Origin of the sequence: Shewanella marina JCM 15074 (assembly GCF_000614975.1) — a bacterium.
In the GTDB taxonomy this organism is placed as follows: Bacteria; Pseudomonadota; Gammaproteobacteria; order Enterobacterales; family Shewanellaceae; genus Shewanella; species Shewanella marina.
The window spans coordinates 1-25,047 of the sequence record NZ_BALM01000025.1; the positions used below are offsets into that span (position 1 = coordinate 1).

18 protein-coding genes and 1 pseudogene are annotated in these 25,047 nt (G+C 39.9%); 13 read left to right on the forward strand and 6 right to left on the reverse strand.

From position 1 onward, the window contains the following. The first annotated feature begins 432 nt into the window (after positions 1 to 432). Positions 433 to 1,698: an aromatic amino acid transport family protein gene (locus JCM15074_RS15750; RefSeq protein WP_025822301.1), complete on the forward strand. Its 1,266-nt coding sequence runs from the start codon at positions 433 to 435 to the stop codon at positions 1,696 to 1,698. 93 nt (positions 1,699 to 1,791) lie between these two features. Here the strand turns inward: JCM15074_RS15750 and JCM15074_RS15755 are convergent, their stop codons facing one another. Continuing rightward, entirely contained in the window at positions 1,792 to 4,083 is a 2,292-nt protein-coding gene (locus JCM15074_RS15755) for an FAD-dependent oxidoreductase (RefSeq protein WP_025822303.1), read from the reverse strand. Between the two features lie 486 nt (positions 4,084 to 4,569). Then, positions 4,570 to 4,959, reverse strand: a complete 390-nt coding sequence (locus JCM15074_RS15760; RefSeq protein WP_025822305.1) for a DUF2541 family protein — start codon at positions 4,957 to 4,959, stop codon at positions 4,570 to 4,572. 393 nt (positions 4,960 to 5,352) lie between these two features. Here JCM15074_RS15760 and JCM15074_RS15765 point away from each other — a divergent pair, with 393 nt between their 5' ends. Next, positions 5,353 to 5,598 (forward strand): hypothetical protein, encoded by a 246-nt coding sequence (locus tag JCM15074_RS15765; protein WP_084267040.1) that lies wholly within the window; start codon positions 5,353 to 5,355, stop codon positions 5,596 to 5,598. 51 nt (positions 5,599 to 5,649) lie between these two features. On the opposite strand, the gene JCM15074_RS15770 is transcribed toward JCM15074_RS15765, so the two are convergent. Next, positions 5,650 to 5,943 (reverse strand): ArsR/SmtB family transcription factor, encoded by a 294-nt coding sequence (locus JCM15074_RS15770; RefSeq protein WP_025822309.1) that lies wholly within the window; start codon positions 5,941 to 5,943, stop codon positions 5,650 to 5,652. A gap of 115 nt (positions 5,944 to 6,058) precedes the next feature. On the opposite strand from JCM15074_RS15770, the pseudogene JCM15074_RS22595 reads away from it, so the two are divergent. Then, positions 6,059 to 6,969 (forward strand): annotated as a pseudogene (locus tag JCM15074_RS22595) (permease). 126 nt (positions 6,970 to 7,095) lie between these two features. Next, positions 7,096 to 7,797, forward strand: a complete 702-nt coding sequence (locus tag JCM15074_RS15780) for a glutathione S-transferase family protein (protein WP_025822311.1) — start codon at positions 7,096 to 7,098, stop codon at positions 7,795 to 7,797. Positions 7,798 to 7,860: 63 nt separating this feature from the next. On the opposite strand, the gene JCM15074_RS15785 is transcribed toward JCM15074_RS15780, so the two are convergent. Further along, positions 7,861 to 12,963: an Ig-like domain-containing protein gene (locus tag JCM15074_RS15785; protein ID WP_025822313.1), complete on the reverse strand. Its 5,103-nt coding sequence runs from the start codon at positions 12,961 to 12,963 to the stop codon at positions 7,861 to 7,863. Positions 12,964 to 13,134: 171 nt separating this feature from the next. Here JCM15074_RS15785 and JCM15074_RS15790 point away from each other — a divergent pair, with 171 nt between their 5' ends. Then, complete coding sequence (locus tag JCM15074_RS15790; protein ID WP_025822315.1) at positions 13,135 to 13,665, forward strand: DUF6942 family protein; 531 nt, start codon at positions 13,135 to 13,137, stop codon at positions 13,663 to 13,665. A 35-nt stretch (positions 13,666 to 13,700) separates the two neighbouring features. Here the strand turns inward: JCM15074_RS15790 and JCM15074_RS15795 are convergent, their stop codons facing one another. Continuing rightward, entirely contained in the window at positions 13,701 to 14,177 is a 477-nt protein-coding gene (locus tag JCM15074_RS15795) for a YbaK/EbsC family protein (RefSeq protein ID WP_025822317.1), read from the reverse strand. Between the two features lie 219 nt (positions 14,178 to 14,396). On the opposite strand from JCM15074_RS15795, the gene JCM15074_RS15800 reads away from it, so the two are divergent. Then, complete coding sequence (locus JCM15074_RS15800; RefSeq protein WP_025822318.1) at positions 14,397 to 14,945, forward strand: DUF2975 domain-containing protein; 549 nt, start codon at positions 14,397 to 14,399, stop codon at positions 14,943 to 14,945. Between the two features lie 16 nt (positions 14,946 to 14,961). Beyond that, positions 14,962 to 15,180: a helix-turn-helix domain-containing protein gene (locus tag JCM15074_RS15805; RefSeq protein ID WP_025822320.1), complete on the forward strand. Its 219-nt coding sequence runs from the start codon at positions 14,962 to 14,964 to the stop codon at positions 15,178 to 15,180. A gap of 30 nt (positions 15,181 to 15,210) precedes the next feature. Here JCM15074_RS15805 and JCM15074_RS22600 read toward each other — a convergent pair whose 3' ends face one another. After that, on the reverse strand, positions 15,211 to 15,588 hold the full coding sequence (locus JCM15074_RS22600) for a DUF4156 domain-containing protein (RefSeq protein WP_234400251.1): 378 nt from the start codon (positions 15,586 to 15,588) through the stop codon (positions 15,211 to 15,213). A gap of 717 nt (positions 15,589 to 16,305) precedes the next feature. On the opposite strand from JCM15074_RS22600, the gene hdcA reads away from it, so the two are divergent. The 6 genes from hdcA (at position 16,306) to fdhE (ending at position 24,981) form a co-directional block, all read left to right on the forward strand. Beyond that, on the forward strand, positions 16,306 to 17,187 hold the full coding sequence (gene hdcA, locus JCM15074_RS22605; protein WP_037469844.1) for a histidine decarboxylase, pyruvoyl type: 882 nt from the start codon (positions 16,306 to 16,308) through the stop codon (positions 17,185 to 17,187). Between the two features lie 313 nt (positions 17,188 to 17,500). After that, complete coding sequence (locus JCM15074_RS15820) at positions 17,501 to 18,922, forward strand: lytic polysaccharide monooxygenase (RefSeq protein WP_234400252.1); 1,422 nt, start codon at positions 17,501 to 17,503, stop codon at positions 18,920 to 18,922. A gap of 675 nt (positions 18,923 to 19,597) precedes the next feature. After that, entirely contained in the window at positions 19,598 to 22,618 is a 3,021-nt protein-coding gene (gene fdnG / locus JCM15074_RS15830; RefSeq protein ID WP_148300819.1) for a formate dehydrogenase-N subunit alpha, read from the forward strand. Between the two features lie 3 nt (positions 22,619 to 22,621). Next, positions 22,622 to 23,500 (forward strand): 4Fe-4S dicluster domain-containing protein, encoded by an 879-nt coding sequence (locus JCM15074_RS15835; protein ID WP_025822329.1) that lies wholly within the window; start codon positions 22,622 to 22,624, stop codon positions 23,498 to 23,500. A 6-nt stretch (positions 23,501 to 23,506) separates the two neighbouring features. Beyond that, complete coding sequence (locus tag JCM15074_RS15840) at positions 23,507 to 24,136, forward strand: formate dehydrogenase subunit gamma (protein WP_025822331.1); 630 nt, start codon at positions 23,507 to 23,509, stop codon at positions 24,134 to 24,136. Between the two features lie 2 nt (positions 24,137 to 24,138). Continuing rightward, the gene (gene fdhE, locus JCM15074_RS22610) at positions 24,139 to 24,981 is read left to right on the forward strand and encodes a formate dehydrogenase accessory protein FdhE (RefSeq protein ID WP_234400253.1); all 843 of its coding nucleotides are present in this window, start codon (positions 24,139 to 24,141) and stop codon (positions 24,979 to 24,981) included. Positions 24,982 to 25,047 lie beyond the last annotated feature (66 nt).

Sequence of the window (25,047 nt, forward strand, 5' to 3'; positions counted from 1 at the left end):
AAATATTATTTATTATATGAATAATATTTTATATCTATGTCTTATCGAGAAACTTAAGGTTTATTTTTGATTAGGCATATGATCCGTGTTATAGCTCATTTACACAGCATGGATATATATAGACATAACAGGTTAAGTTTGAGGGAAGCACCATAAGCGCTCATCATGCAGTCTGATTGCAGAGCAATTGTCCTCACTTCATCGGCTTTAATGGGTCTGTTTTTAGAAAAAATCAAAAATTGTAAAAAAACAATTTATAACTTCAAAATTAAGCGCCATAACAGTGTTATATCTTGTTTTGGTGTATGTTTTTAGTGTATGAGTGAAACAGGACTGTTTATATTAGGTCATACGTGTGCCTAAGTCGCTTTGAGTATTTTGTTACTAAGTCGCATACTCCTCGCGAATTTTTGATTTACATGAGTTAACACTGTGTCTGCATCGCAAAATATCACTTTAGAAATCGACCCCGTAAGCACATCTCGCTGGACTGCGACAGACATGAGTTGGATGCTCAGTTTGTTTGGCACTGCAGTTGGGGCAGGTATTTTATTTTTACCTATTAATATTGGCATTGGTGGTTTTTGGCCATTGGTGATTATTGCGTTAATCGCGGGTCCAATGACTTATTGGGCACATCGTGGTTTAGCTCGTTTTGTATTATCATCTTCTAATAAAAGCAGTGATTTTACCGACGTAGTAGAAGAGCATTTTGGTGCTAAAGCGGGTCGCTTAATTTCATTACTCTACTTCTTATCTATTTTCCCTATTTTGTTGATATATGGTGTTGGTTTAACTAACACCACCAATAGCTTTATTGTGCATCAGTTGCATATGGCTGAACCATCTCGGGTATTACTTTCAGGCATATTAGTGTTTGGTATGATTACGGTAATGATGGCCGGTGAAAAGGCGATGCTACGTGCGTTTGAAATTATCGTCTATCCATTGAGCTTAATTCTTGCTGGCTTATCTATTTATTTGATCCCAAGCTGGAAGGCGCCTGATTTTTCTATTGTGCCTGATACTAAAGATTTTATTTCAACCTTATGGTTAGCGTTACCCGTTGTTGTTTTCGCATTTAGTTATACCCCTGTGATTTCTGGATTTACTAATGCACAGCGCCGTATACATGGTAATTTAGCCACTCACAAAACAGAGCAGATCTTAAAGCGAACTTCAGTTATGTTGCTTTTATTTGTATTGTTTTTTGTTTTCTCATGTGTGTTGAGCTTAACACCAGAGCAATTACATCAGGCTAAAGCACAAAATGTGTCAGTTTTGTCATACCTGGCAAATATTCATAACAATCATATTATTATGATTTTAGGTCCATTTATTGCGTTTATTGCTATTACTTCATCATTTTTAGGCCACTTTATGGGGGCGCGTGAGAGCTTTAATGGGCTAATGCATAAGCAAACGGGCTGGTCTGTGCGCAAGATTGATCGCATCGGTGTCGTGGTGATGTTTTTCTCTATTTGGTTAGTATCAGTATTAAACCCTAGTATTTTGGGAATGATCGAGATGATCTCGGGTCCTATTATTGCGATGATCTTATTTATTATGCCGATGGTTGCGGTTTATAAGGTGGATGCGCTAAAACAATATAGAGGTAAAACGAGTACTATTTTTGTGTTATTAATGGGGGCACTTGCCATCTCAGCTATCTTGTTTTCGATGGCGACTCAATCCTAGTATTTAATCCAGCTTTTAGTATAAGTTTGATAAATGATAAGGGCGCATTAGCGCCCTTATTTAGTTTAGAAATAGTCACTTCCAAGTTATCGATTATGTGCGGTCAACATAGTGAGTATGTAATAATTCATGGGCGATATCACTCAGTGGAGAATGTGCAAAGTCCTCATAAAACAGCTGTACGGCTGGACTTGCATGACTCATTCTAATCTCTGCTTGTTTGTCGTCTTGATATAATCCCGCACTGCGCTTACGAATTAAGCCTAGACGTTTATCTAATTTATTAACTAATGCCCCTGTCGGACAAACCTGCACGCAGTTACCACATTGAATACAGTTACTGTCGCCCATTGATACTCTAAATCCCGCCCGAGGTGCTTTACGGGTAGGTATTTCGCCTAGTGGCAGCGCGCTATAATGGTTTTCGGTAAAGCTAATAGCATTACGACCATTACTCTGACAGACATTAATACATGAGCCACAACTGATACAACGGTTGGCATCAAAGGTGATTAGCGGCGCAGAACGGTCAATTGCAAAACGATGTGCATGAGAGGTATCTAGCATAGTTTCGTTAACTTTGTATTGCGTCGCATACTGTCTTAGCTTGCATTCCATATTGGCTTGGCATGCACATTCAAGGCAGCGATTGGCTTCTGCAACCGCTTGTTTATCTGAATAGCCTAACTCCACTTCATGGAAATTGAGTGCCCGCTGTAATGCTGCCAGTTCAGGCATTTTTATCCGTGGTTTGATGCTGTCTGTTGGGTAGAGGGATGCATCCAATTGCTTGGTCTTTTCAGCCTTACGAGAATTAAACTGTTTAGGGTTTAGTTCGCAAGTTAAGCCGCTAGTAAGCAGTTTTTCTATCGCTTCTGCCGCTAAATGGCCATCTGCGATCGCAGCTACTGCAGTTGCAGGGCCACGGCGTGAGTCACCCACAATAAACAATTTATCAACGCCAGTGGACATAGTATGGTCGCAACCAATAATGGTATTCCAGCGTGTTAATGCCAATTGTCCTGTTGATAATTGATTCTTAGGATGCGCTAAAAATGATAAATCAGTCTGTTGAGATACGGCGGCGATAACGGTATCGAATGCTTCGGTAAAGGTTTCACCACTGACAACAGGACTACGTCTTCCTGACTCATCTGGTTCGCTAAGTACCATTTTGTCAAATGTGACTTGATATACTTGGCCATTAGCATCTGCATGATTTTGAGCTGGGTTGGTTAAGAAGTGAAATTTTACGCCTTCTACTTCTGCTTCATGAATTTCATAAGGTTCAGCAGGCATATCAGCTTTTGTTCTGCGATAAATAAGTGTTACATCTGCGCCAGCTCTTAACGCTGTTCTAGCGCAGTCAATCGCCGTATTACCACCACCAATAACTGCTACCTTTTTGCCCGTGACTAAGCGCTGCTCGGTACAATAATCTTTTAAGTAATCAACGCCTAGATAACACCCTGCTAAATCACTACCTGGATAATCCATTGGTACGGCTTTTTGAGCACCAATTGCTAAGCATACTGCATCATAGTCTGTGATTAATTGCTCAAAATAGATATCTTTACCAAGGTGGGTGTTGGTGACAATCGATAGGCCATTACGGCTTAATAATTCAATTTCTTTATCAAGAATATCCTTTGGCAGTCTGTACTCAGGAATACCATATCTTAACCATCCTCCTGCTTTTGGCATGGAGTCAAAAATAGTGACTTGATGGCCATTATTGGATAAGAAATAGCCCGCAGTTAATCCAGCTGGTCCCGCGCCGATAATAGCGACTTTTTTACCTGTGTCAGGCTTACGTGGTGGCACGTAACTTTGGCTGTCTTGTAGATCTAAATCTGCGGCATGACGCTTTAATTGGCGTATTGCTAAAGGTTCATCAATTAATGAACGGCGGCATTCAGCCTCACAAAATGCAGGGCAAACGCGACCAATAGAGAGCGGTAATGGGAGTTTTTGTTTAATGACTTTTACCGCTTCAGTGTGATTGCCTTGAGCGATATGATAAAGGTAACTTTGAACATCAACCCCTGCAGGGCAAGCTTGCTGACAAGGAGCCTCACAATCAGCAAAATGATCTTGTAAAATAGCTTGTAATGCTTGTTGACGCCATTGGCTAAGTACTGCAGATTGAGTGGTGATTTCCATGCCTGCTTGGGCGATAGTTTCACAGGATCTTACACAGTTTTTTTCATCATTAAAGTTGACTTCAACAACGCATAAGTTGCAATTGGTATAACATTCACCTTTTTTATGAGAACTGCTATTACAGATATGCGGAATATTGATGCCGGCTTCCGTTGCAATACTTAATAACGTTTTCCCTTCTGCGACTGTAATTACAGTATTATCTATCCTTAAATCTATCATGGTATTGCTCTTCTCTGTTTTCCTACTTGAGACGGCTGCGTACTACTTCAAGTGGAGATCATTAAATTGTAAATATGCTTCTTAATTAGCGCATAAAAGAGAATATGCGTTGAAAAATGATATTTACAGTGATTGAGAGTAGTAACGGTGATCCCGAGTCAAGTCAGTCGATACAGAAGAGGAGAGGCTTGATTCCTGTACCATAAACTCATGTGGGTATATACAACATACTCGCTAGTATTAATTACGATATTCATAACAGCTTAGTTGTTATAAATATCACAATTTTGATAAGTGCAATTTTAAATTAGGTGATAATTGGAGTGATGGTCACAGAAAATTATATAAATTAAAAATTATTAAATTAATGACTTATATATTAGAAATAGGGCGCATTTATTTAGATATAAAAAACGAGCATGATTAAAATGCTCGTTTTAATGGTTAGTCTTCTTTTATTAACGGTTTAATTAAAGACGTGACTAATTATTTTTGGTTACCATAAACTTTAAGACCTGCACGAGTGCCTTCAGAGTTACCGTAAACTTCGATATTTTTTACGCAACGTTGGTACGCAAATGGACGCCACTTTGTTTCTTGACCTTTCTTCAGATCGCGATAGAAGTTGATTCGTTTGGTTTCGCCATTGCGGAATTTAATCACCATATGTTCAATGCGTAAATCGCGTTCAGCTTTTACTTTAATCGCATTGGCTTTACGGCAGACTAATAATGGGATTTTCGCGGCATGGTTGCCAACTTCAAGTAAAATTGTACGGCCTAGAGTAATACGCTCATCAGCTTGTGCCATAGTGGTTGTTGCGCCAAATAGGCTTGCGCCGATAACTAAGCTGGTCACTAATGTTTTAATATTCATTTTATCTACTTTAGCTTGTGTATTAAAAAACGGGCTTATCTTAACTGGCTTTGTACACTAGGTTAAGAGAATAAACGTATCATATTGTACACGTTAAAGTTTGAACCTCTTTTAAAACGGTAAATACCTAAATTAGATGCTGGTTTGTATTGTATTTGTAAAATAAAATACTGCTTAGTTTGCGTGTTAAATGAGATAAATTCGTAGTGAACTGGTGAATCCTCAATATCTTATCTTACTATTTAAATATGAAGCTTCTTTAGATATCGAGTGCAATCGTTTATAAGAATAGGTTAGTGATAGTTTATTGTTAATTAACAATATTTCACGAAAACATTATTGTTTTAAGATGGGTTATCTTCCTATGATGAAGTGAAATATTTGGAGATGATTATGAACAATAAACAAACATCAGCAAAAGTAGCACATGATGCTGCCGAAGTTTTACATGATCCACATGCCTCTAAAATTCAGAAGTCACTAGCGGCATCGGCGTTATCTCAATCACATAGCCAAAAAGAGACGAGTAGCGCAATGGAGACAAAAGCAGCTAAGGCATTATCAAGCAGTAAATATAGCGCTAAAACGAAAGAGTTTGCAGCCAGTGTTTTGGCTCAATCAGATAAAGAACGTCAATAGCGATGGGCGCAGTAGATCGTTTTATAAGGTTAAAACGATCTATTGCGTTTTTTATCGTAACGAGTCGGCGCAGCATTCATCTTGTAAAAATGCAATAACAGCTTCAAGTTGATCAAATTGCGCCACACAAAATAGGGTGCGTCCCTCTCGTCGTTGAGTCAAAAGCTGTGCAGATGCAAGACTGGTGAGATGATGTGAGAGTGTAGAGCCTGGAATGGCTAATTGCTGTTGAATATCACCGACGGCAATACCTTGATAGCCTGCTTTAACCAATCGTTTAAAAATGGCAAGACGAGTAGGGTGACCTAACTCTTTCAGTGCTTTAGCGACCTGCTCTAGTTCCATCGTAATATTCCTCATTGACTGCAAGCATAAAAACATTTCGATAATAACAGAAATAACTTGATCTGAGAAAAAAATGTCACTATATTTCGATTATTCTAGAAATATAGGTTTTATTATGACAATTACATCTGAAATGATAGAGCAAACGCTATCAATGTTTGCTTTTTTAGCGGTGGAGTTAACATTATTATTCCTTGCTATCAGTTACCTAGTCGGGGTTTTGCAAGAATATATTCCCGCCTCAAAGATCCAAGCTATTTTGAGCGCCAAAAAAGGCAAAGGTTATATTATTGCTGGTTTCCTTGGGGCGATTACACCATTTTGCTCATGCTCAACTATTCCTTTTTTAAAAGGCTTATTAAGAGCAAAAGCAGGTTTTGGCACCATGATGGTATTCCTATTTGCAAGTCCATTACTTAACCCAATTATTATTGGTCTATTTGCCGTGACCTTTGGTATTAAAGTTACCGTATTTTATTTTGTGTTTGCCATGGGGGTATCCGTTTTAGCAGGGTATCTGTTAGAGAAACTTGGCTTTGAACGTTACATAAAAGCAGAAGCTTATGAAGCCCCAAAAACTTGCTGTGGCAGTTCATGTGGCAGTCGACCTAAGCCAATCAATAAGTGGTATCGAATTTGGCTTAGTACATGGAGTGACTTTAAAAAGGTCATGCCTTATTTATTACTCGGTATTGCTGTTGGTTCGCTTATTTATGGGGTTATCCCAACGGAGTTTATTGCCAGTGTGGCGAGTGACAATAATCCATTTGCTATCCCTGTTGCGGCGGTGATTGGTATACCGTTGTACATTCGCGCTGAAGCGTGATCCCGTTAAGTGCGGCATTAGCGGCAAAAGGTATGGGCTTAGGAGCGGTAATGGCGTTAATTATCGGCAGTGCTGGTGCAAGTCTGACCGAAGTAATTTTGCTTAAATCAATCTTTAAAAACAAAATGATTATTGCGTTTTTAGTGGTTATTTTAGGTATGGCTGTAGGCGCTGGTTACCTGTATCAGTGGTTGTTCTAATGACTATTTTCAAACAACGTTAGTTATTTGGGAGAGATCTGACACATGGATGTTATTTATATGCGATATCTTTTTGCTTATCAAATGAGCAGCAGGTATGTTGGATAAAAAATGGAGTGAATAGCGATGATCACACTGTATGGTTTTGGTGGCTTATTTGGTAGTGAAGAGGGCAGTCCTTTTGTCGCAAAAGTGATGACCTTTTTAAAAATAGCTGATGTTGAATTTGAGATGAAGCGCGGTGCCAAATATTTAAAACACGCCCCTAAAGGCAAATTACCTTACCTTACTGATGGGGCGAATAGCATTGGTGAATCAGATATCATTATTGACTATATATGCCAGCAATATCATATCGATTTAGAGCAGCATTTAACGGTAGAGCAGCGTGGTCAGTCATATTTATTGAGGAAGGCCATTGATGGCCAGTTATGTGATTTATTAGTCTATTCTCGCTGGATTGATGAACCAAGCTTTCAAGCCATGAAGCAACAACTCACACGAAAAATGCCGATACCAATTAAATATATTGCGCCAATCGTAGTGCGTAAAAAAGTGCATAAGCGCATGGCGAATATTGGCTTATTTGATTTCAGCAGTGAACAAATTCACGAACTACTGGATAAAAACCTAAGCGCATTATCACAAGTATTATCCGATAAAACTTACTTTTTTGGCGAACAACCGAGTCTACTTGATGCGGTTGCATACGGTACGTTAAGCCAGTTTATGTTGAGTGAGTTAGATAATTCTTATAATCAACGGGCTAAATTACATACTAATCTGGTGCAGTATTGTCAGCGGATGCGACTACAGTATTATGTTTAGCGCGCGGTTAGATAATATTAATTAAAAGTGGGTAAGCAATTAATTAAGCTTACCCACTTTTTATTAATTTTTAATACAGGTCCACAACTGCTGTTGATTATCTATTGAGCGTATTATTGGTGCGCCTGCGCTCTCTTGTAGAGCCCCTAAATAGAACTGATTCTTGGGTAACGTTGTAGAGGTTATAAACCAACCATTTGTTGGCCAGCCATATTGTTCGTAAAGATGATAAGTTGACTGGAGTGTTTGATAAGAAAAAGCTCTTAATGCTTGAAGTTCATCAATGCTAGGCAATTTATAACCTTTGCTTTCGCAATACGCTTTTGCATCGTAATAAGATATCATCGGCAAGATTGTACCGTAATTTCCATTCTTGCCAAGAACCTCCCGTGTTCGAGTCGCCGTCGTATATTCATTAGTATTCAGTGGGCACATGAATGTAAGCATTTTGTTTTCAAATGGGATGGTAATATCATTTTCTGCGCAAGAGTAGTTACCTGGTTGACGGACTTCAATGATAAAGTTATTTGAAATATTACCTTGAAAATGAGCACTAATTTGTACACTGCCTGGACTAACTGTTGCAACCTTCCCATTTAATACCGTTGCAATAGTTGATTGACTATCTTCATTCCAACTCGCAATAGTGGTCACATCTTGCATTGAGCCATCACTAAACGTTGCATAAGCAAACAATTGACGAAGACTTTGCGGGGTTAACTTATTACTTGTATGACTAACTCTTTGTTTAACCTCTAATTTTGTAATAACTGGGGCTGTAATGTTTGCAATGACCTGTGCACTTTTGTTTTCAGGAGATTTAGTTGCTGTAATTACAATATTTTGAGACTCATCAATAGCTGTTGCTAACCCCCCTTTTTCTATGGTTAATAAGGGGGAGCTTGATTGCCAATGAATATTATCATTGGCTGTTATATCTTCAATATAACCACTAATGTAATGACCTGTTAGTGTAAATTGTTGTGTTGTTCCTTTAGCGATATTGCGGTTATCAGGGGCGAGTGAAATACTCTGTAAAGTGTCTTTAATAATCGTTATTGGCATAACAGGAGAATTTACTCCTTGGAAACTAGCCATAATTTCCACTGTACCAGCGGTTAATGCTTCAATGTGACCAGCAATAACTGTTGCCTTTGTAGGGGCGTTACTGCTCCAGTTAACAAGGCTTGATAGATCTTGACTACTATTATCGGAGTAGTATCCGTAAGCAGTAACGTTAGCATTATTGTGTACGATAAGTTCATTAATTTCAGGGGCAATTGTTAATGACATTAATTGTGCGGCAGTAATGGTTAAATTCGCACTGTTACTTTGGATTCTGCCATTATTCAAAAGTGCTTTAAGTGTGATATGTCCCTGTTTGGTCGCTGTAACAGTATTGGTTGTTGTGTCTATAGCGGCATAACTATTATCTGATAGCTGCCAATTGACGCTACTGGTGACATCTTGGCTACTACCATCTGTATATGTAGCTTGTACATGTAGTTCAGCTGAGGTTCCTATAGCTAACTCTATAATACTAGGACTGAGTTGCAGCTTCGTAATTTGCTTATCACTAACGGATAATTGCGCTAAGTTACTCGGAACACCACTGAAACTTGCTCTAATATCAGTATTACCCACAGCTAAGCTTGCGGCTAATCCATCTATTACTGTTGCACTGGTTGTATTACTACTTTGCCATGCTGCTTGAGCCGTAATATCTTGTGTTGTATTGTCAGTGTAAATGGCTGTAGCAGTATATTGTTGCTCCGTTCCAAGCGCTATTGTTTGCACCGCTGGCGTAACTTGAATATTTTTAATCGTTGCTGCCGTGCTTTTTAGCTCGGCTAGATTACTATTTATATTGTCTATACTTGCCTGAATTTGTGCGGATCCAGAATGTTGAGCATAGGCTAAGCCTTGGCTATTAAGTATTGCAATCGTTGTGTCTGAACTGACCCAGGCAACATCTGTCGTAATGTCTTGAGTTGATTGATCACTATAAATTGCTACGGCTTGATATTGAACATCAGTACCTTTAGCTGTTTGAATGTATGCTGGAGTGACCTGAATAGCCGTCATTTGGGCCGCAGATACCGTTAAATCTGCTGTATTACTATTGATGTCACCTAAGCTTGCTGTGATTATGGTTTTTCCTGAGGCTAATGACGTTGCAATATTCCCTTCCATAAAAACAATATTAGACTGCTGGTTATGCCAATTTACTTGTTGGCTAAGATCTTTAGTCGACCCATCGCTGAAATAACCAATAACTTGATATTCTTGTGTTGTGCCATTGGCGATCGTGCTATTTGTTGGCGTTAATACTAACTCCTGTAGCGTTGCATTGCTCACGTTGAGTATGGCGTTGTTACTGGTATGACTGTCAAGGTGCGCTGAAATTTCGGATTGTCCGACATTAATGGCATGAGTTAAGCCTCGATCAATCGTTGCAATATGGGTATGAGCTGAATACCACGAGGCTAGTTCAGTCACATCTTGCGATGATTGATCTGAGTATGTGGCAATTGCTTTATATTGCTGTTCTCCCCCTTTGGCGAGATCAATATTGGCTGGTGTAATTTGTAAAGATGCTAAGTTTGCTGTTGTTACTGTCAAATTAGCTGGATTGCTGGTTATTTCTTGCAGTGTTGCATAAATTCTAGCATCACCTTGGGTGACAGCCGTCGCTTTTCCTTTTAGGACTGTTGCAACTTCAGGGTGATTATTAACCCAGTGAACCCTATTACTGAGATCAAGGTTACTTCCATCAGAGTAAATACCGACGACTTGATATTGTATATGAGTGCCTTTGGCAAGCTCGATGTTACTTGGGGTTAGTTGCAGACTTTGTAATGTCGCAGCTTTTACGGTCAAAGTCGCCGGATTGCTTTTAATATCATTATATTCTGCTGTAATACTGGCTGTACCTGTGTTCACGCCTGTTGCAATCGCGAATATATTTGATGCTGACTGACTCGTTTCAGATTTTATTGAGTGGGTATTTTCATCTTGGTTTAGTGTTATTGTGTCTAACACAATTGTTGCTACATCACTGTTATTACTCCGCCAATGAACGATATCAGTAATGTCGTAAGTCGTATTATTTGAATATATCCCTAGAGCACGATAGGTTTGGTAGGTACTAATTGGTATTTCCGCTACTGCTGGGGTGATTTGAATTTCTATCAGTTCAATATCCGCCACCGTTAGTTTTGCAGTATTACTATTAACACCTTGATAGTGTGCTTTTATTTCAACACTACCAGTACTTACTGCCTCTACTTTTCCTTTATATATGGTTGCTATATTGTTGTTGCTAGTACTCCAGTTGACTTGCTCTGTTATATCCTCGCTACTGTTATCGTTATAGTTTGCAACTGCGCTATATTGGTATTGCGCGCCTTGGGCAAGAGTTTGTTGAGCTGGCGTGATCTGTAATGAATTAATGACTTTATCGCTGACCGTTAAATGAGCCTTTTGCTGAGTGTTATTAAGTACCGCTAATATTGTTGTTTCACCATGTGTTACCCCAATAGCTTCTGTATGGAGTAGGGAGGCAATATTATGATGTAGGCTTACCCAACCAACTAAATGAGAGACGTCTTGGGTAGTCGTCGTAGTGCCATCACTAAAGGTTGCTTGGGCTTGGTAATTAACTTTACTGCCAACTGTAGTCGTTTTAATTGCAGGGGTAATTTGTAATGTCGTAATAATTGAATCGATAACTGAGACTTGTGCTTCATTACTTTCTATTCCCTCAAATATTGCATTTATAGTGGTATCACCGGTATTTATAGCAGCGACATTACCATGAGTCATTAAGGCAATTTCAGGGCTGTTAGTATGCCAAGTTACACTATCAGTTACATCTGAATTAGTGCCATCATCATAGGCTGCAATGACGGTTAATTTCGCCTGAGTACCTTGGGCAAGTTCAATGAGAGATGGTGTAATTTGTAAAGAGGTCAACTGCCGACTAACTACCGTTAATGTCGATGTATTACTTTCAATCCCCTGATAGTGGGCAGTAACTTTTGTTTGCCCTGCTTGGGTTCCTTTTGCATAAGATGCGATGACATTGCTTACTTCTGGGTTGGTGCTTTTCCAAAGCACTTGCTGGCTAATATCATTACTTGAGCCGTCATCATATATGGCTTTTACTTGATAAAATAGCGCACTATTTTGATTTAGAGTGGGGGTTGTTGGGGTGATTTGTAAATCAATTAATTTTGCATCTGTAATCGATAATTGGGCCTGTGAGCTTTCAATATCTTGTAATGTCGCCGTGAGCTGAGTTGTCCCTGCGGTCAGTGCAGTTGCTTGGCCATTTTCTATTTTTACAAGGTTATTGCTATGGTGCCAAGAGACTTGATTGGTGACATTTTGGCTTGTGTTATCAGAATAGTTGGCAATTGCCGTAAATTGAGTTTGTGTATTTATTGCTGTTGAAGCATAAGCTGGGCTGATTTTCAAATTAGTAAGGGTAGCATCTGATACAGTAAAAGGAAGTGTATTGCTTTTATGCCCTAAAAAAGTTGCATGGATTTCACTTGTGCCGATAGCGAGCATTACTGCATTTTTATTGTTTACAGAGACATTATTAGAATGGCTACTAAACCATTCAACAAGATGAGTTACCTCGAAACTTGTACGGTCATCATAAGTTGCGATAGCTTTTAAGGTTTGTTTTGCTCCAACAGGTAGTTTATTAAACAATGTCCCCATTGGGTGATCGTTGTCGCTGGTTTTTATTTGTAATACCAGAACGGGTTCATCGCGAACTTCTAGCTCAATGATATTACTTAAGCGGTTACCAGACTGTGCTTGAATTTGCGTTTTACCTTTTTGTATCCCGAGCGCCACACCTTTATTAATACTTGCAATATGAGTTGCTGAGCTATTCCAAACGACTTGAGCGGTGACATCTTTATATTCACCATCAATGAGCTCAACGGCTAAAAATTGAAATGGTAAGTCCACTTGGGTAAGCGTGTCATTTGTCCCTGTTACTGCAGTGATTGGAATGATTTGTAGTTTAGATGAAAACTTAGCTTGCTCTTTAAGAAAGCCGCTATTATCGCAGCCAGAGAGTAATAATAAGGAAAAAAATAGGAGACTTACATAATTAGATAAACGGCTAAATTTGATATTTGAAAGCATGACAGTTCCTTTGTCTACTTGAGCTTAGCGATGTTCAGACTGATAGCTCGTTTGTTAGAAAGTATAAATTAGAATTATGGATTATTGATATAGTTAATAGGTCTACTTCAATAACCTGATGCTAAGCACCGACATCAAATCAAAAGTTAATAATGCTTAAAGGATGAACAATTGGAGAGTGAGCAAAGTATAGGGCTTGGCGAACGTGATTTTATGCTTGCAGCTTATATAGAAAATCGACCAGCGTTTATGGGGTTAGCCCAGTTACAAACATGCCAACCGCTAGTGGCTGGTGAGATTAGTGCTATTGGTCAGGCCTGCGGTAATGGTTGGCGTAAGGTGTTTAATGTTTATGCCAAATTAATCGATACCTTGCCATTAACCACATTCAATTTAGGGCAGCAACAAACAAGCTGGCAAGCTTATCGAGATGAGCTATTACTGCAAAGCGGTAGTCAAACGGCATTATTGTTTAGTCCGCCAGTGATTACGCCAGAACGCCAGCAATATCATTTGATTATGGGACGAACCTATGCCAAAAAGCTCGTTGACCAAGGGTTAATTAGCTCGCCACTCACTTGGCTAGATAATGAGTTTGCGATTAATCGGCATGATAGAGTTATCGTTTGTCCTTATTTTGATTATCGGCAATTATCCAATATCAAAATTACTCACCTAAGTGAGCTTATGCAGGGGTTATAGGGCGTTAATATTCACATTAGCGCCCATAAATTAAATTAGATGATTATTAGCTTGGGGACTTTATTAAAGGCCTGTAATAGTTTTTGCATATTCGCTAATGTCATCGAAATGGTCGCAGTATTAGTGTAAGGGTGGCATTGAATGGCATCTGCTAACCAGACATCGGTATCAATCACTAATTCGACATTGTTATCCGTATCTTTCAGAATATCTAAAATCGATACTGCGCCAGGTGTTGTAGCGAGGTATCTGGCCAATCTATCGGGTGAGGCTAGATTTAAGCCGTTGACCTCTAATAATAGTGATAATTCTTTTAAGTTTAAGCTTTTCTCATCCGGCAATACCACTAAAAAGTGACGTTTCCCTTTCCTATCTTTTATAAATAAATTTTTGGTTTGAATACCTTCAATATCAAGTTGTAAGGCGCTGGCTTGTTCACAAGTAAACACTGCTTGATGTTCGAATTTTTGGTAAGGGATCGCAAGGTTGTCGAGTTGCTGATAAATATCCATTTAGACTCCCCAGAAGGTGATTTTAGTTAGCTGTTAATCGTGCGCCTTAATGGGGCTCTAGACCGTTAGTCAGTTCACATAGTCTATAAATTGAAACGATTATGGTAGAAATTGCATCATTTATAACAATTAAAATTTATCGAATATCGATAAATTTTAATTGCAAAACGATCTAATTCGATCAATAGTAGCGCTGTCATCTTATTATGGGGAACAGATATGACACGTTTACAAACATACAGTTACCGTGTGGCATTGATTTGTCGATTATTTTTGGTTTTACTGCCGATAGGCATTATTTATTCATGGTTGTCAGTACAGACGCCCTACGATTACCTTTCTATGACTGGCGTTGCACCATTTGATATGAATATTCATGAATTAACCCAGACGCCGCTATCAATGCAAACTCGGGTCATTTCAATTATTGTGAGTTTAGCTTATTCACTGATTTTAATATCTGCACTTAACTATTTGATTACATTGTTTAAAAATTATCAAAAAGGTGATATTTTCACTTTGCAAAATACCAAGTTATATCAAAAATTAGGTTATAGTGTGTTTTATTGGGTGATCGGTGGTGTGATTTATCATGCCGTGATGACTGTGGTGTTATCTTTTAATAATCCACCGGGACAACGTGTACTTGCGATAGGTGTATCAGGCATTGATATTTTGGGATTATTGATTGGATTTTTAATTGTAATGATTTCGTGGGTGATGCAAGAAGGTTATCGAATTGCTGATGAAAATACACATACCATTTGATCAATAGGGATATAACATGACAATTCAAATTGATTTAGATGTGATGATGGCAAAACGTAAATTGCGCTTAAAAACCTTATCAGAGCTGGTGGGGATTACAGAAGCTAACTTATCAGTACTTAAAAACGGTAAAGCCAAAGCAGTTCGTTTTTCGACATTAGAAAAATTGTGTGAAGTACTGGAATGCCAGCCGGGTGATATTTTGATCTACCACCCAGATGAGACTAACTCGTAAAACTAAGAAAATAGCCGATTAATCAGTCGGCTATTTTTTTATCATAGGTTGTGATTGTTCAATGACTGTTACGGCTTCAGCTTGGGCCTCTGGTGTCATCACCGAGTTAACTTTGCTGCAATCATAAGTATTTGCCATCATGGTTACAGAACTTAAAAAGCCAAATGGACGGTATAAATAAATGGTATCTGCACCTAATGCCGCGGCTTTAATGCGCATTTGGTTAATTGTCCCCCATACCATGTCACTATCACTGTGTAACCAGTAATCATAAAAATGACCTTCAGAACCATAAACAATACCTTTAGGCTCGCATTGAGCAACTCGCGCTGTTTCATCCCAAATTACGCGTACTTGATTTGATTCGTCCGTCGGAAAAGTGACGCAACCTGTTAAACCAATAGCCATTAAACAGCCTGCTATTAATGTGCTTATTTTCATAAATTATTCGAGCCTAAATTCAAAAAGTGGCCGATTATAGAATAAAATTTATTGAATAAAAGCGTTGTTATTAACTAATTTTGAATGAGCACAATATTAATCGATAGATATTAATATATTTACTTACTAATCAGTGCATTACTGTTTTTTATTATGACAAATTGATACAAAAATATACAAATTATATTGCTTTACTCTCACCATGTTAGCTTCATCAATCTGCACCATTTCAAGTTTGCTGAATATGATTTACAGCCACCTGTTGCATGCAAATTTCATTTGTTATTGCTGTTATTTTTTGCATGTTTATGCAACATAACCGACTCAAAAAAGACATATAAATGATGTCATTCTTAATGAAAGTTTATACAAGACAAAGTGTGATCTATGTCACATTTGAGGCCGCACCTATCTGAGCATAATAGTGAAAGATTAAACGGAGTTATTCTCAAGATGTTGTGATTATTAGTGTTTAATCCGTTCCAGTTGCTGTCGTGACAATTGGACGTAAGTGAAATAAATGTCGAAAGATAAACCAACTCTACATACGAAAGCTATTGGTTAGCGGTAAGAGTGATGAGATTGCTCTTATCGGTAACTAACATATTTATGCTGAAATTTAGTAATTTAAAATTGACGACTAGCGAAACTATCTCAATCGCTTAGTCAACTGCAGAGGTTAGTATGAAAGCACCAAAAATTGATAAAACAGCGATTAGCCCATTTGATGATTATTGTGACGGTTATGGCTGCCCCGGTGCCCAAGGTCTTGGTTATGTATCAGTGTTAAAAGTATCTACTGGTACTGTTAAAAAAACAGATGATACATTACTTGATGGTATTGTTACTTATGACAAAGGTGAGTGTGCGGACGCATACGTTGGTCAAATTAACATGCTAACTGCATCAAGCTTCTGTGGCTTAGCAGGTCAAGTGTGGGGTCATGATATTGCTATTCACGAAGATATCTACAACAACAAAATTCAACCTTTGTTTAGTGTAGAGCAATATAATGGTTCTATGTTAGATGTATACGATGCAGCCCCATTAATTGAAGCCGGTAAAAACTTATTTGGTACTGAAAGTAATCGCCGTTTCCCACTTTTACCAGGTTCACATGTCATTTGTGCTAACAAAAGTGTGACTGCATATCGCCCACAAGCTGATGAAGCTTTAAAAGAGGGTGAAGGTTACGGTGTATGGTCATTTATTGCCATTTCACTTTCTGCAGACCGTGATCATTGCTCAGACTTATTTATTGAGGATGCGGGTATATGGACGAAGAATGATAGCGAAGAAGATTTAAAAGCCTTCTTAGAAGCACATCGTAAAGCTGTAGTTTGGTCAGTAACTGAATGTGGTAATGACTCCCATGTTGTATTTGACCGTACCTATGTTGCTTTCTCATATTCAATTATGAAACCAGGTGAAATTGGTACTGCAGTGACTGTTGCACCTTATGCAACTTTAGCTAGAAAAGCCGTTCCATCTAAAGGTTTCTACGGTCTTAACGATATGCAATTGAACGACTGGTTAGCTGACTTAGACTTACCTCGTATTAAGTAAGCTACATTCCCCACAAAGGGCTAACCTAGGTTAGCCCTTTTTATTGGGTCGAATTTATGAAGTAGTGTAAATACAAACACTTGTATCAATATATAGGGATTATTCGTTACATTTAAGCACTTATCTAATCGATTAAATGCTTCATTTTGTATCATTAATATAAATTAATAAAGTCTAAATTATTGAAAAATATAATATAAAAATATCTTGTGGTGAAAAATGGCTAACTTGATCTAAATCAAGATATTGCTCTATAAAACTATGCCGACTATAGTAAATAAAGTCGTTATTAGGCAGTTTTAGAGGAAGTATCTTGTCTAGATTAAATAGTATTAGTAAGGCATTAGGTTTATTGGCATGTGCCACTATTTCACATACGGTATCAGCTCATGGGTGGGTCGAGTTTCCGGCGGCAAGGCAAGTCATTTGTTATGATGACGGCGGTTATTGGTCTGTTGATGGTCAAGATATTCCCAACTCTGCATGTAAAGCTGCATTTGATATGTCGGGTACTTATCCCTTTATTCAAAAGAATGAATTTGCTGCGTTAACTAAAGACTACAACAACATGGATGCGGTCAAGCGCCAAGTGCCTGATGGTCAATTATGTTCAGCAGGTAATCAGCCTAAAGCAGGTATGAGCATTGCCTCACCTGAGTGGCAAAAAACTAAGATTAAGCTAGATCAAAACGATCAAATTGAGATGGTGTTTCATGCGACTGCGCCACACAATCCGTCATTTTGGCAGTTCTATATTACTAAGCCTGATTATGATCATAGCCAACCGTTAACCTGGGATGATCTTGAGCTCGTTGATACCGCTGGTAATGTGCCTGTGGATAGTGATCGTAAGTACCGCATTAAAGTCAGTTTGCCAAATGATCGCAGCGGCGATGCGATTTTATACACCCGCTGGCAGCGTGATGATGCCGCAGGTGAAGGTTTCTATAACTGTAGTGATATAAGTTTTAGCTACGACGGTGAAAGTGGTGGTGGCGATGGTGGTGAAACGCCAGATCCAGATAAGCCATACCTAAATGCTTTGGGCTACTATATTCCAGTGGGCTATCCAACCCCAGATGAAGGGGACTATGTCAGCTTACGCGGCTTTAACGAACAAGGTGACGAAGTACTCGAAGAGCGAGTATTGATCACTGCAGATAATCGTTATAGCTGGCAAGAGCAATTAGCATTGCAAGTATCAGATAAGCATAAGCCAGATTGGTTTATCGGTATCTGGCATGCCGAAATGTCGCACTATATGTATGATCGTAATAATCTACACGCAAACCAAGTATTGACTAAGCAAGCCAATGCGTCATTTGTGTTATCTATCATTGAAGCGGAAGTGCCACCGGTAGAGCCGCCAGTAGAACCACCGATTGAGCCAGAGTTACCACAAGGTAGTTGGGATAAGAATGCCACTTATATAGAAGGCAATATTGTCACTCATCAAGACAAGAACTGGCGTGCTCATTGGTGGACCAAAGGTGATGAGCCGGGCACAACAGGTGAGTGGGGCGTATGGCGTGAAGTAGCGGGTACGGTTGATCCTGAATTGCCTGAACCCGAATTACCAGAGCCGCCAACAGGGCAAACGTGGAATGCAACTGCTGAATACACTGAGAATGACGTAGTGACTCACAATAACCAAACGTGGCGAGCGCATTGGTGGACTAAAGGTGATGAACCCGGTATCACAGGTGAATGGGGCGTTTGGCGCTTAGCAAACTAATGTTATTTACCAAGTAAGTATTAAAATAACTCAAGGCCACTGTTACTTACAGTGGCCTTTTTTTTATGTCCCACCTTTATGTTGTTTAATTGTTCAATTTGTACCTGAGTTGTATCTAGCTTGTAAGCTGGTAATTGATAATGACAAGTAGGTCAATATAAAAAACTGTATCAAAATGTCCTTATTTAATTTTTTATATGCATTTTGTTGTCGTAATCACGGACTACAATCTTTTTAGTCGTTATCATAAACGCCTATTTACGGGCTTTATTGCTTGTTAATAGCGATGAATGACAATGAGACTCATCTGTAATTCGTTGTAAAATGTGTCAAAATGTACCAATACAATATAGACATATTGTCCTTATCTGTTTTTATGTGATTTAACAGAGGTTTTTGTTGTTTTTTGTGATTTAAATAGCTAATTAAACTGTTTATTATTTAAATTGCAGTGAATTTGAAAAAACTAATATCAAATTTGATCTGGATCACATAAGGCTATTTGTTATTTGAAGTCATTTTTAAGATACTCGCGCCGTTTTATGGCTAGTTTAGCTGTAATGTCGTGTGAATTGAGTTGATTGTGCTGGGAAGTAGAGAGCTTGGCATGATTATGTTGGTAGGTAGGAGTACTGGCAGCTCAATAAAGATTTTAAACTTGAGGGTTATCGGATAATGAATAGACGACAGTTTTTTAAACTGTGCGCAGGTGGGGTTGCGACCTCGGCAATTGCAGGACTAGGTTTAATGCCTACTCTTGCTTTTGCTGCGCCTCGTGAATTCAAACTAATACGAGCAAAAGAGACTCGTAACAACTGCTGTTATTGTTCAGTAGGTTGTGGTTTGTTGATGTACAGCCGTGGTGATGTGAGCAAGAATGTTGAGCCATCACTATTTCATATCGAAGGGGATGCAGATCATCCAGTCAGCCGTGGCGCATTATGTCCAAAGGGTGCTGGTCTACTTGATTTTGTAAACAGCCCTAACCGCCTACAGTATCCTGAATACCGCGCACCTGGTGCTGCAACTTGGCAGCGTATCAGCTGGCAAGAAGCCTTTACCCGTATTGCTCGTCTAATGAAAGACGACCGTGATCAAAACATGATCAAGACCAACGCTGCAGGTACTCCTGTTAACCGTTGGATGACAACGGGTATGCTAACTGCATCTGCACAAAGTAACGAAGCTGGTTTCTTAACGCAAAAATTCGCTCGTGGTCTAGGCTTAGTTGCCGTAGATACACAAGCTCGTATTTGACACGCACCAACGGTAGCAAGTCTTGCTCCAACATTTGGTCGCGGCGCGATGACAAACCACTGGATCGACATTAAAAATGCCGATGTAGTTGTAGTAATGGGCGGTAACGCAGCAGAAAACCATCCGGTTGGTTTTAGCTGGGTAACAGAAGCCATGCAACATAATAACGCTAAGCTTGTGGTGGTTGACCCTCGCTTTAACCGCAGTGCTGCTGTAGCTGATTATTATGCGAACCTACGTTCAGGTTCTGATATTGCATTCTTCCTTGGTCTAATTCGTTATTTAATCGATACCAACCAAGTTAACTATGACTATGTTAAAACCTTCACTAACGCGAGCTTTATCGTGCGTGAAGATTATGGTTACGAAGACGGTTTATTTACCGGCTACGATCCTAAAACAGGTAGTTATGACAAAGAGTCATGGTTCTATGAGCTTGATGACCAAGGCTATGCCATGGTTGATGAAAGCCTAGAACACCCTCGTTGTGTATGGAACTTATTAAAGCAACATGTTGATCGTTATACCATCGACAAAGTTGTCAATATTACCGGTACTCCTAAAGCTCAATATGAGCAGGTTTGTCAGGTGATTGGTGCCACTCATGCAAATAATAAAGTCGCAACTTTCTTGTATGCATTAGGTTGGACTCAACATACCAAGGGCGCACAAAACATTCGCTCTATGGCAATGGTACAGTTAATTCTGGGTAACATGGGTATGCTAGGTGGCGGTGTTAACGCGCTACGTGGTCACTCAAATATTCAAGGTATTACCGATATGGGTCTGCTATGTCAGAACCTACCTGGTTACTTGAAGTTACCAAGTGATAAAGATGTAGATTTACAAGCGCACTTTGAACATCACGCGCCTAAACCACTACGTCCTGGTCAAACTAACTACTGGCAAAATTACCCTAAATTCTTCGTTTCATTAATGAAGTCTTTCTGGGGTGAAGCTGCAACACCAGAAAATAACTTCGGTTATGAATGGATGCCAAAGTGGGACATGCAATACGACGTACTACGTTACTTTGAGATGATGAAGCAAGGTAAGGTCAATGGTTATATTGTGCAGGGCTTTAACGTCCTAAGCTCACTACCAAATAAAGCAAAAATTAATGAAGCATTAGCTAAGCTGAAGTTCCTTGTTGTGGTTGATCCATTAGCGGTTGAAACAGCAACTTTCTGGCGTAACAAGAAGCTATTTAACGAAGTTGATACTGCTAACATCATGACTGAAGTGTTCCGTCTACCTACCGGCTGTTTTGCCGAAGAAGAAGGTACGATTGTGAACTCGGGTCGTTGGATGCAGTGGCACTGGAAGGGCGCAAATTCACCAAAAGAAGCTAAGGCTGATGGCGAAATTTGGGCAGGTATCCTTGCTGAACTTAAGCGTTTATATGCTGAAGAAGGTGGTGCACTACCAGAAGCAGTTGCTGCGTTAGATTGGCAATACGTTAACCCTGCTAACCCAACTGCAGAAGAAGTGGCTAAGCAGCTAAACGGTCAAGATGTGGCTACAGGTCGTCAGTTAAGCAGCTTTGGTGAGCTAAAAGCAGACGGTAGTACCGCTTGTGGTTGCTGGATTTACACCGGTAGCTGGACAGAGCAAGGCAACATGATGGCACGTCGTGATAACGCTGATCCATCAGGTAAAGGTATTACGCCAGGTTGGTCATTCGCATGGCCTGCAAACCGCCGTATCCTTTATAACCGCGCCTCTGCTGACGTAAATGGTAATCCATGGGATAAAGACCGCACCTTAATGGAGTGGACTGACGGTAAGTGGACCGGTATTGACGTACCTGACTTCAATAGCAAGCTTGATCCACAAGCGAGTGCTAAAACTGGTTTCTTAATGCAACCAGAAGGTCATGCACGTTTATTTGCTAACCGCTTAATGGCTGAGGGTCCATTCCCTGAGCATTATGAGCCAATGGAAAGCCCAATCGGCACCAACCCTATGCACCCAGAGGTGATTACTAACCCTGCGGTACGTATTTTTGCTGACGATAAAGCGCAATTAGGTGATTTTGAAGATTTCCCATATGTGGGTACGAGCTATCACTTAACTGAGCACTTTAACAACTGGACGACTCACTCGCGCTTAAATGCGATTGCACAGCCACAACACTTTATCGAAATGGATGAAGTGCTAGCGAAGCAGAAAGGCATCGCTAATGGTGACTGGGTTAAGGTGAGCTCTAAGCGTAACTATATTGTGACTAAAGCTTTAGTGACCAAGCGTCTGCAACCATATGTTGTAAATGGTAAAACGTTGCATACGATTGGTATTCCGCTACACGCTAACTATGAAGGCCTAACTCGCGAAGCGTATGAAATTAACTCGCTAACCCCATATGTGGGCGATGCGAATACGCAAACTCCTGAGTACAAAGCATTCTTGGTTAACATCGAAAAGGCGGAGGCAATCTAAGTTATGTCTGCAAGAGATATTATTTTACGCTCAGGTACCTCTGAGCTAACGCCGCCAGCTCAAGCGCGTCATGCGGTAGATAAGGTAGCAAAATTATTTGATGCGACTTTATGTACAGGCTGTAAAGGTTGTCAGGTGGCATGTAGTGAGTGGAACGATCTACGTGCTGAAGTAGGAACCTTCCAAGGTAGCTACCAAAACCCGATGGATCTTTCATCTGAATGTTGGACGCTAATGCAGTTCCATGAAGTGATGGATGATAACAAGTTCCATTGGAACTTCACTCACACTGCATGTATGCATTGTGATGAGCCATCATGCTTAATGGCATGTTCAACTGAAGGTGCAATTTTCCAGCGTGCTGACGGTACTGTGGATTTTGATGCAGACAAATGCATCGGTTGTGGTTATTGCACCACAGCATGTCCATTTAGTGTGCCTAAGCTATCGCCAAAAGATCATAAAGCTTACAAGTGCACTATGTGTAGCGATCGTTTAGCGGCAGGTTTGGAACCGTCATGCGTGAAAACATGTGTGACTGGGGCACTGAAGTTTGGTACCCGAGAAGATATGCTATTTTTGGCCGAGCAACGTGTGGCGCAGCTACATGCTAACGGTAAAACCAAAGCAGGTATCTATAACCCAGCAGGTGTTGGTGGTACAGGCATGATCATGATCTTTGAAGATATCACTAATCCAGAAGCTTATGGTATGCCAAAAGATCCAGTTGTGAGTAAACCAAATACCCTGAAACAGGATTGGTTAAAGCCACTGGGTACTGCGGGTATTATCGGTATGGCCGGTTTAGCACTGGTACATCGTATTGCTGTCGGTCGTAACCGTGTGCAAGAAGATGAACAAAACAATGGCAGCGAGGAGTAATTGATTATGCAAAAGTCATCAATGATTGTGCGTCATCGTTTATTCGATCGCCTATGTCACTGGTTTATTGTGGTAACGGCTTTCTTCACTATTTTGTCTGGTTTCTCGTTCCTATATCCATCATTTCAGTGGATGGGGGCGGTACTTGGCTCACCACAGCTTGCACGTGTTTTACACCCATTTACAGGTGTCTTAATGTGCTTCACTTGGATGTTATTGCTAATTCGTTATTACAAGCATAACAAGTTCCAGAAGCAAGATGCGGCGTGGATGGCTCACATGAAAGATGTGATGCTAGACAACGAAGATAAAATTCCGCCTGCAGGTCACTATAACGCAGGTCAAAAAATGCTATTTCGCATGTTTATTTTGACCTCAGTAGTACTGACTGTGACAGGTTTCATTATGTGGCAGCCTTATTTCGCGCCACACTTTAGCCCTGAAGTTGTGCAATGGGCGATCTTCTTCCATGCACTATGTGCCATCGTTTTATTACTGGGCTTAATCGTTCACGTATGGATGGCAACTTGGATTGAAGGTTCTATTGCCGGCATGTTGTATGGCAAGGTGTCACGTGCTTGGGTACGTAAACATCATCCATTAATGCTAGACGAATCAGAGCAGGAAAAACATTAATTATGACTCAAGCAATACTCGAAGCTGATCAAATTCCAACACAGAATTTGGCGATTATCCCGATTTTAGCACCTGCACCGATTGCGGTTTATCAAAAGCGCGCTGAGCGATTAGCAAAGCTTGCGATTGATTCACCTATGGTCGATTACTTAACGCTGTTAGAGCAGTTAGTTAATATGCAGGTAAGCCTTGCAAAAAATGCAGATTTTGGTGCGATGCCAAGTTTTGTATCAGGCCAAGAGATGCCATTTTCAATTGAGCATTGTGGTGATAATCAATATTGGCAAGTGCTATTGCTTGAGCTTATTAGTGGGTTATTGCCAGTAGTATCAGAGCAAATTGCCGAGGTACTGCAAACGTTAGGACAATTGGATCAAGCTATTTTAGCGGATTATGGCAATGCACTACGCCGCGGTGAATTTAGCCGAGTACCAGCTCAATATAGCCTATTTATTTGGGCGGCAATGAGCGTGTATTGGTCGCATTGGGCGGCTAAGCCAATCCCTGAGCTTACGCATCAAGTGACTGATCACAAACAGCTATGTCCTGTTTGTGGTAGCCATCCTGTGGTGAGCATGATCAAAGATAAACCACGTACAGGTTTGCGTTATTTGCACTGTAGTTTGTGTGAAACCGAGTGGCATATGGTGCGGGCTGCCTGCACAGTATGCGACAAGGACGACAAAATTTACCTATGGGCAGAGCAAGAAAAGCAAGCTAGCGTACGGATTGAAAGCTGCGATCACTGCCATGGCTATACCAAGATGTTGTTTACTGATATTGACCCAAGCCTAGAGGCTGCAGTCGATGACTTAGCGACCATGTATTTGATCAAATATGGTTGAGCAAGGGTTTACAGCAACAACCGTGAATCCATTTGTATTAGCGCACGAGCAATAATCAAGATTGTT

What these genes read in the sequence shown, in the direction of transcription:
- JCM15074_RS15755 (WP_025822303.1), bottom strand. Translation starts at nt 4,083, where the DNA reads ATGATAGATTTAAGGATAGATAATACTGTAATTACAGTCGCAGAAGGG.
- JCM15074_RS15795 (WP_025822317.1), bottom strand. Translation starts at nt 14,177, where the DNA reads ATGGATATTTATCAGCAACTCGACAACCTTGCGATCCCTTACCAAAAA.
- JCM15074_RS15785 (WP_025822313.1), bottom strand. Translation starts at nt 12,963, where the DNA reads ATGCTTTCAAATATCAAATTTAGCCGTTTATCTAATTATGTAAGTCTC.
- JCM15074_RS15780 (WP_025822311.1), top strand. Translation starts at nt 7,096, where the DNA reads ATGATCACACTGTATGGTTTTGGTGGCTTATTTGGTAGTGAAGAGGGC.
- JCM15074_RS15770 (WP_025822309.1), bottom strand. Translation starts at nt 5,943, where the DNA reads ATGGAACTAGAGCAGGTCGCTAAAGCACTGAAAGAGTTAGGTCACCCT.
- JCM15074_RS15835 (WP_025822329.1), top strand. Translation starts at nt 22,622, where the DNA reads ATGTCTGCAAGAGATATTATTTTACGCTCAGGTACCTCTGAGCTAACG.
- JCM15074_RS15805 (WP_025822320.1), top strand. Translation starts at nt 14,962, where the DNA reads ATGACAATTCAAATTGATTTAGATGTGATGATGGCAAAACGTAAATTG.
- fdhE (WP_234400253.1), top strand. Translation starts at nt 24,139, where the DNA reads ATGACTCAAGCAATACTCGAAGCTGATCAAATTCCAACACAGAATTTG.
- JCM15074_RS15800 (WP_025822318.1), top strand. Translation starts at nt 14,397, where the DNA reads ATGACACGTTTACAAACATACAGTTACCGTGTGGCATTGATTTGTCGA.
- JCM15074_RS15840 (WP_025822331.1), top strand. Translation starts at nt 23,507, where the DNA reads ATGCAAAAGTCATCAATGATTGTGCGTCATCGTTTATTCGATCGCCTA.
- JCM15074_RS15760 (WP_025822305.1), bottom strand. Translation starts at nt 4,959, where the DNA reads ATGAATATTAAAACATTAGTGACCAGCTTAGTTATCGGCGCAAGCCTA.
- JCM15074_RS22600 (WP_234400251.1), bottom strand. Translation starts at nt 15,588, where the DNA reads ATGGCTATTGGTTTAACAGGTTGCGTCACTTTTCCGACGGACGAATCA.
- JCM15074_RS15765 (WP_084267040.1), top strand. Translation starts at nt 5,353, where the DNA reads ATGAACAATAAACAAACATCAGCAAAAGTAGCACATGATGCTGCCGAA.
- hdcA (WP_037469844.1), top strand. Translation starts at nt 16,306, where the DNA reads ATGAAAGCACCAAAAATTGATAAAACAGCGATTAGCCCATTTGATGAT.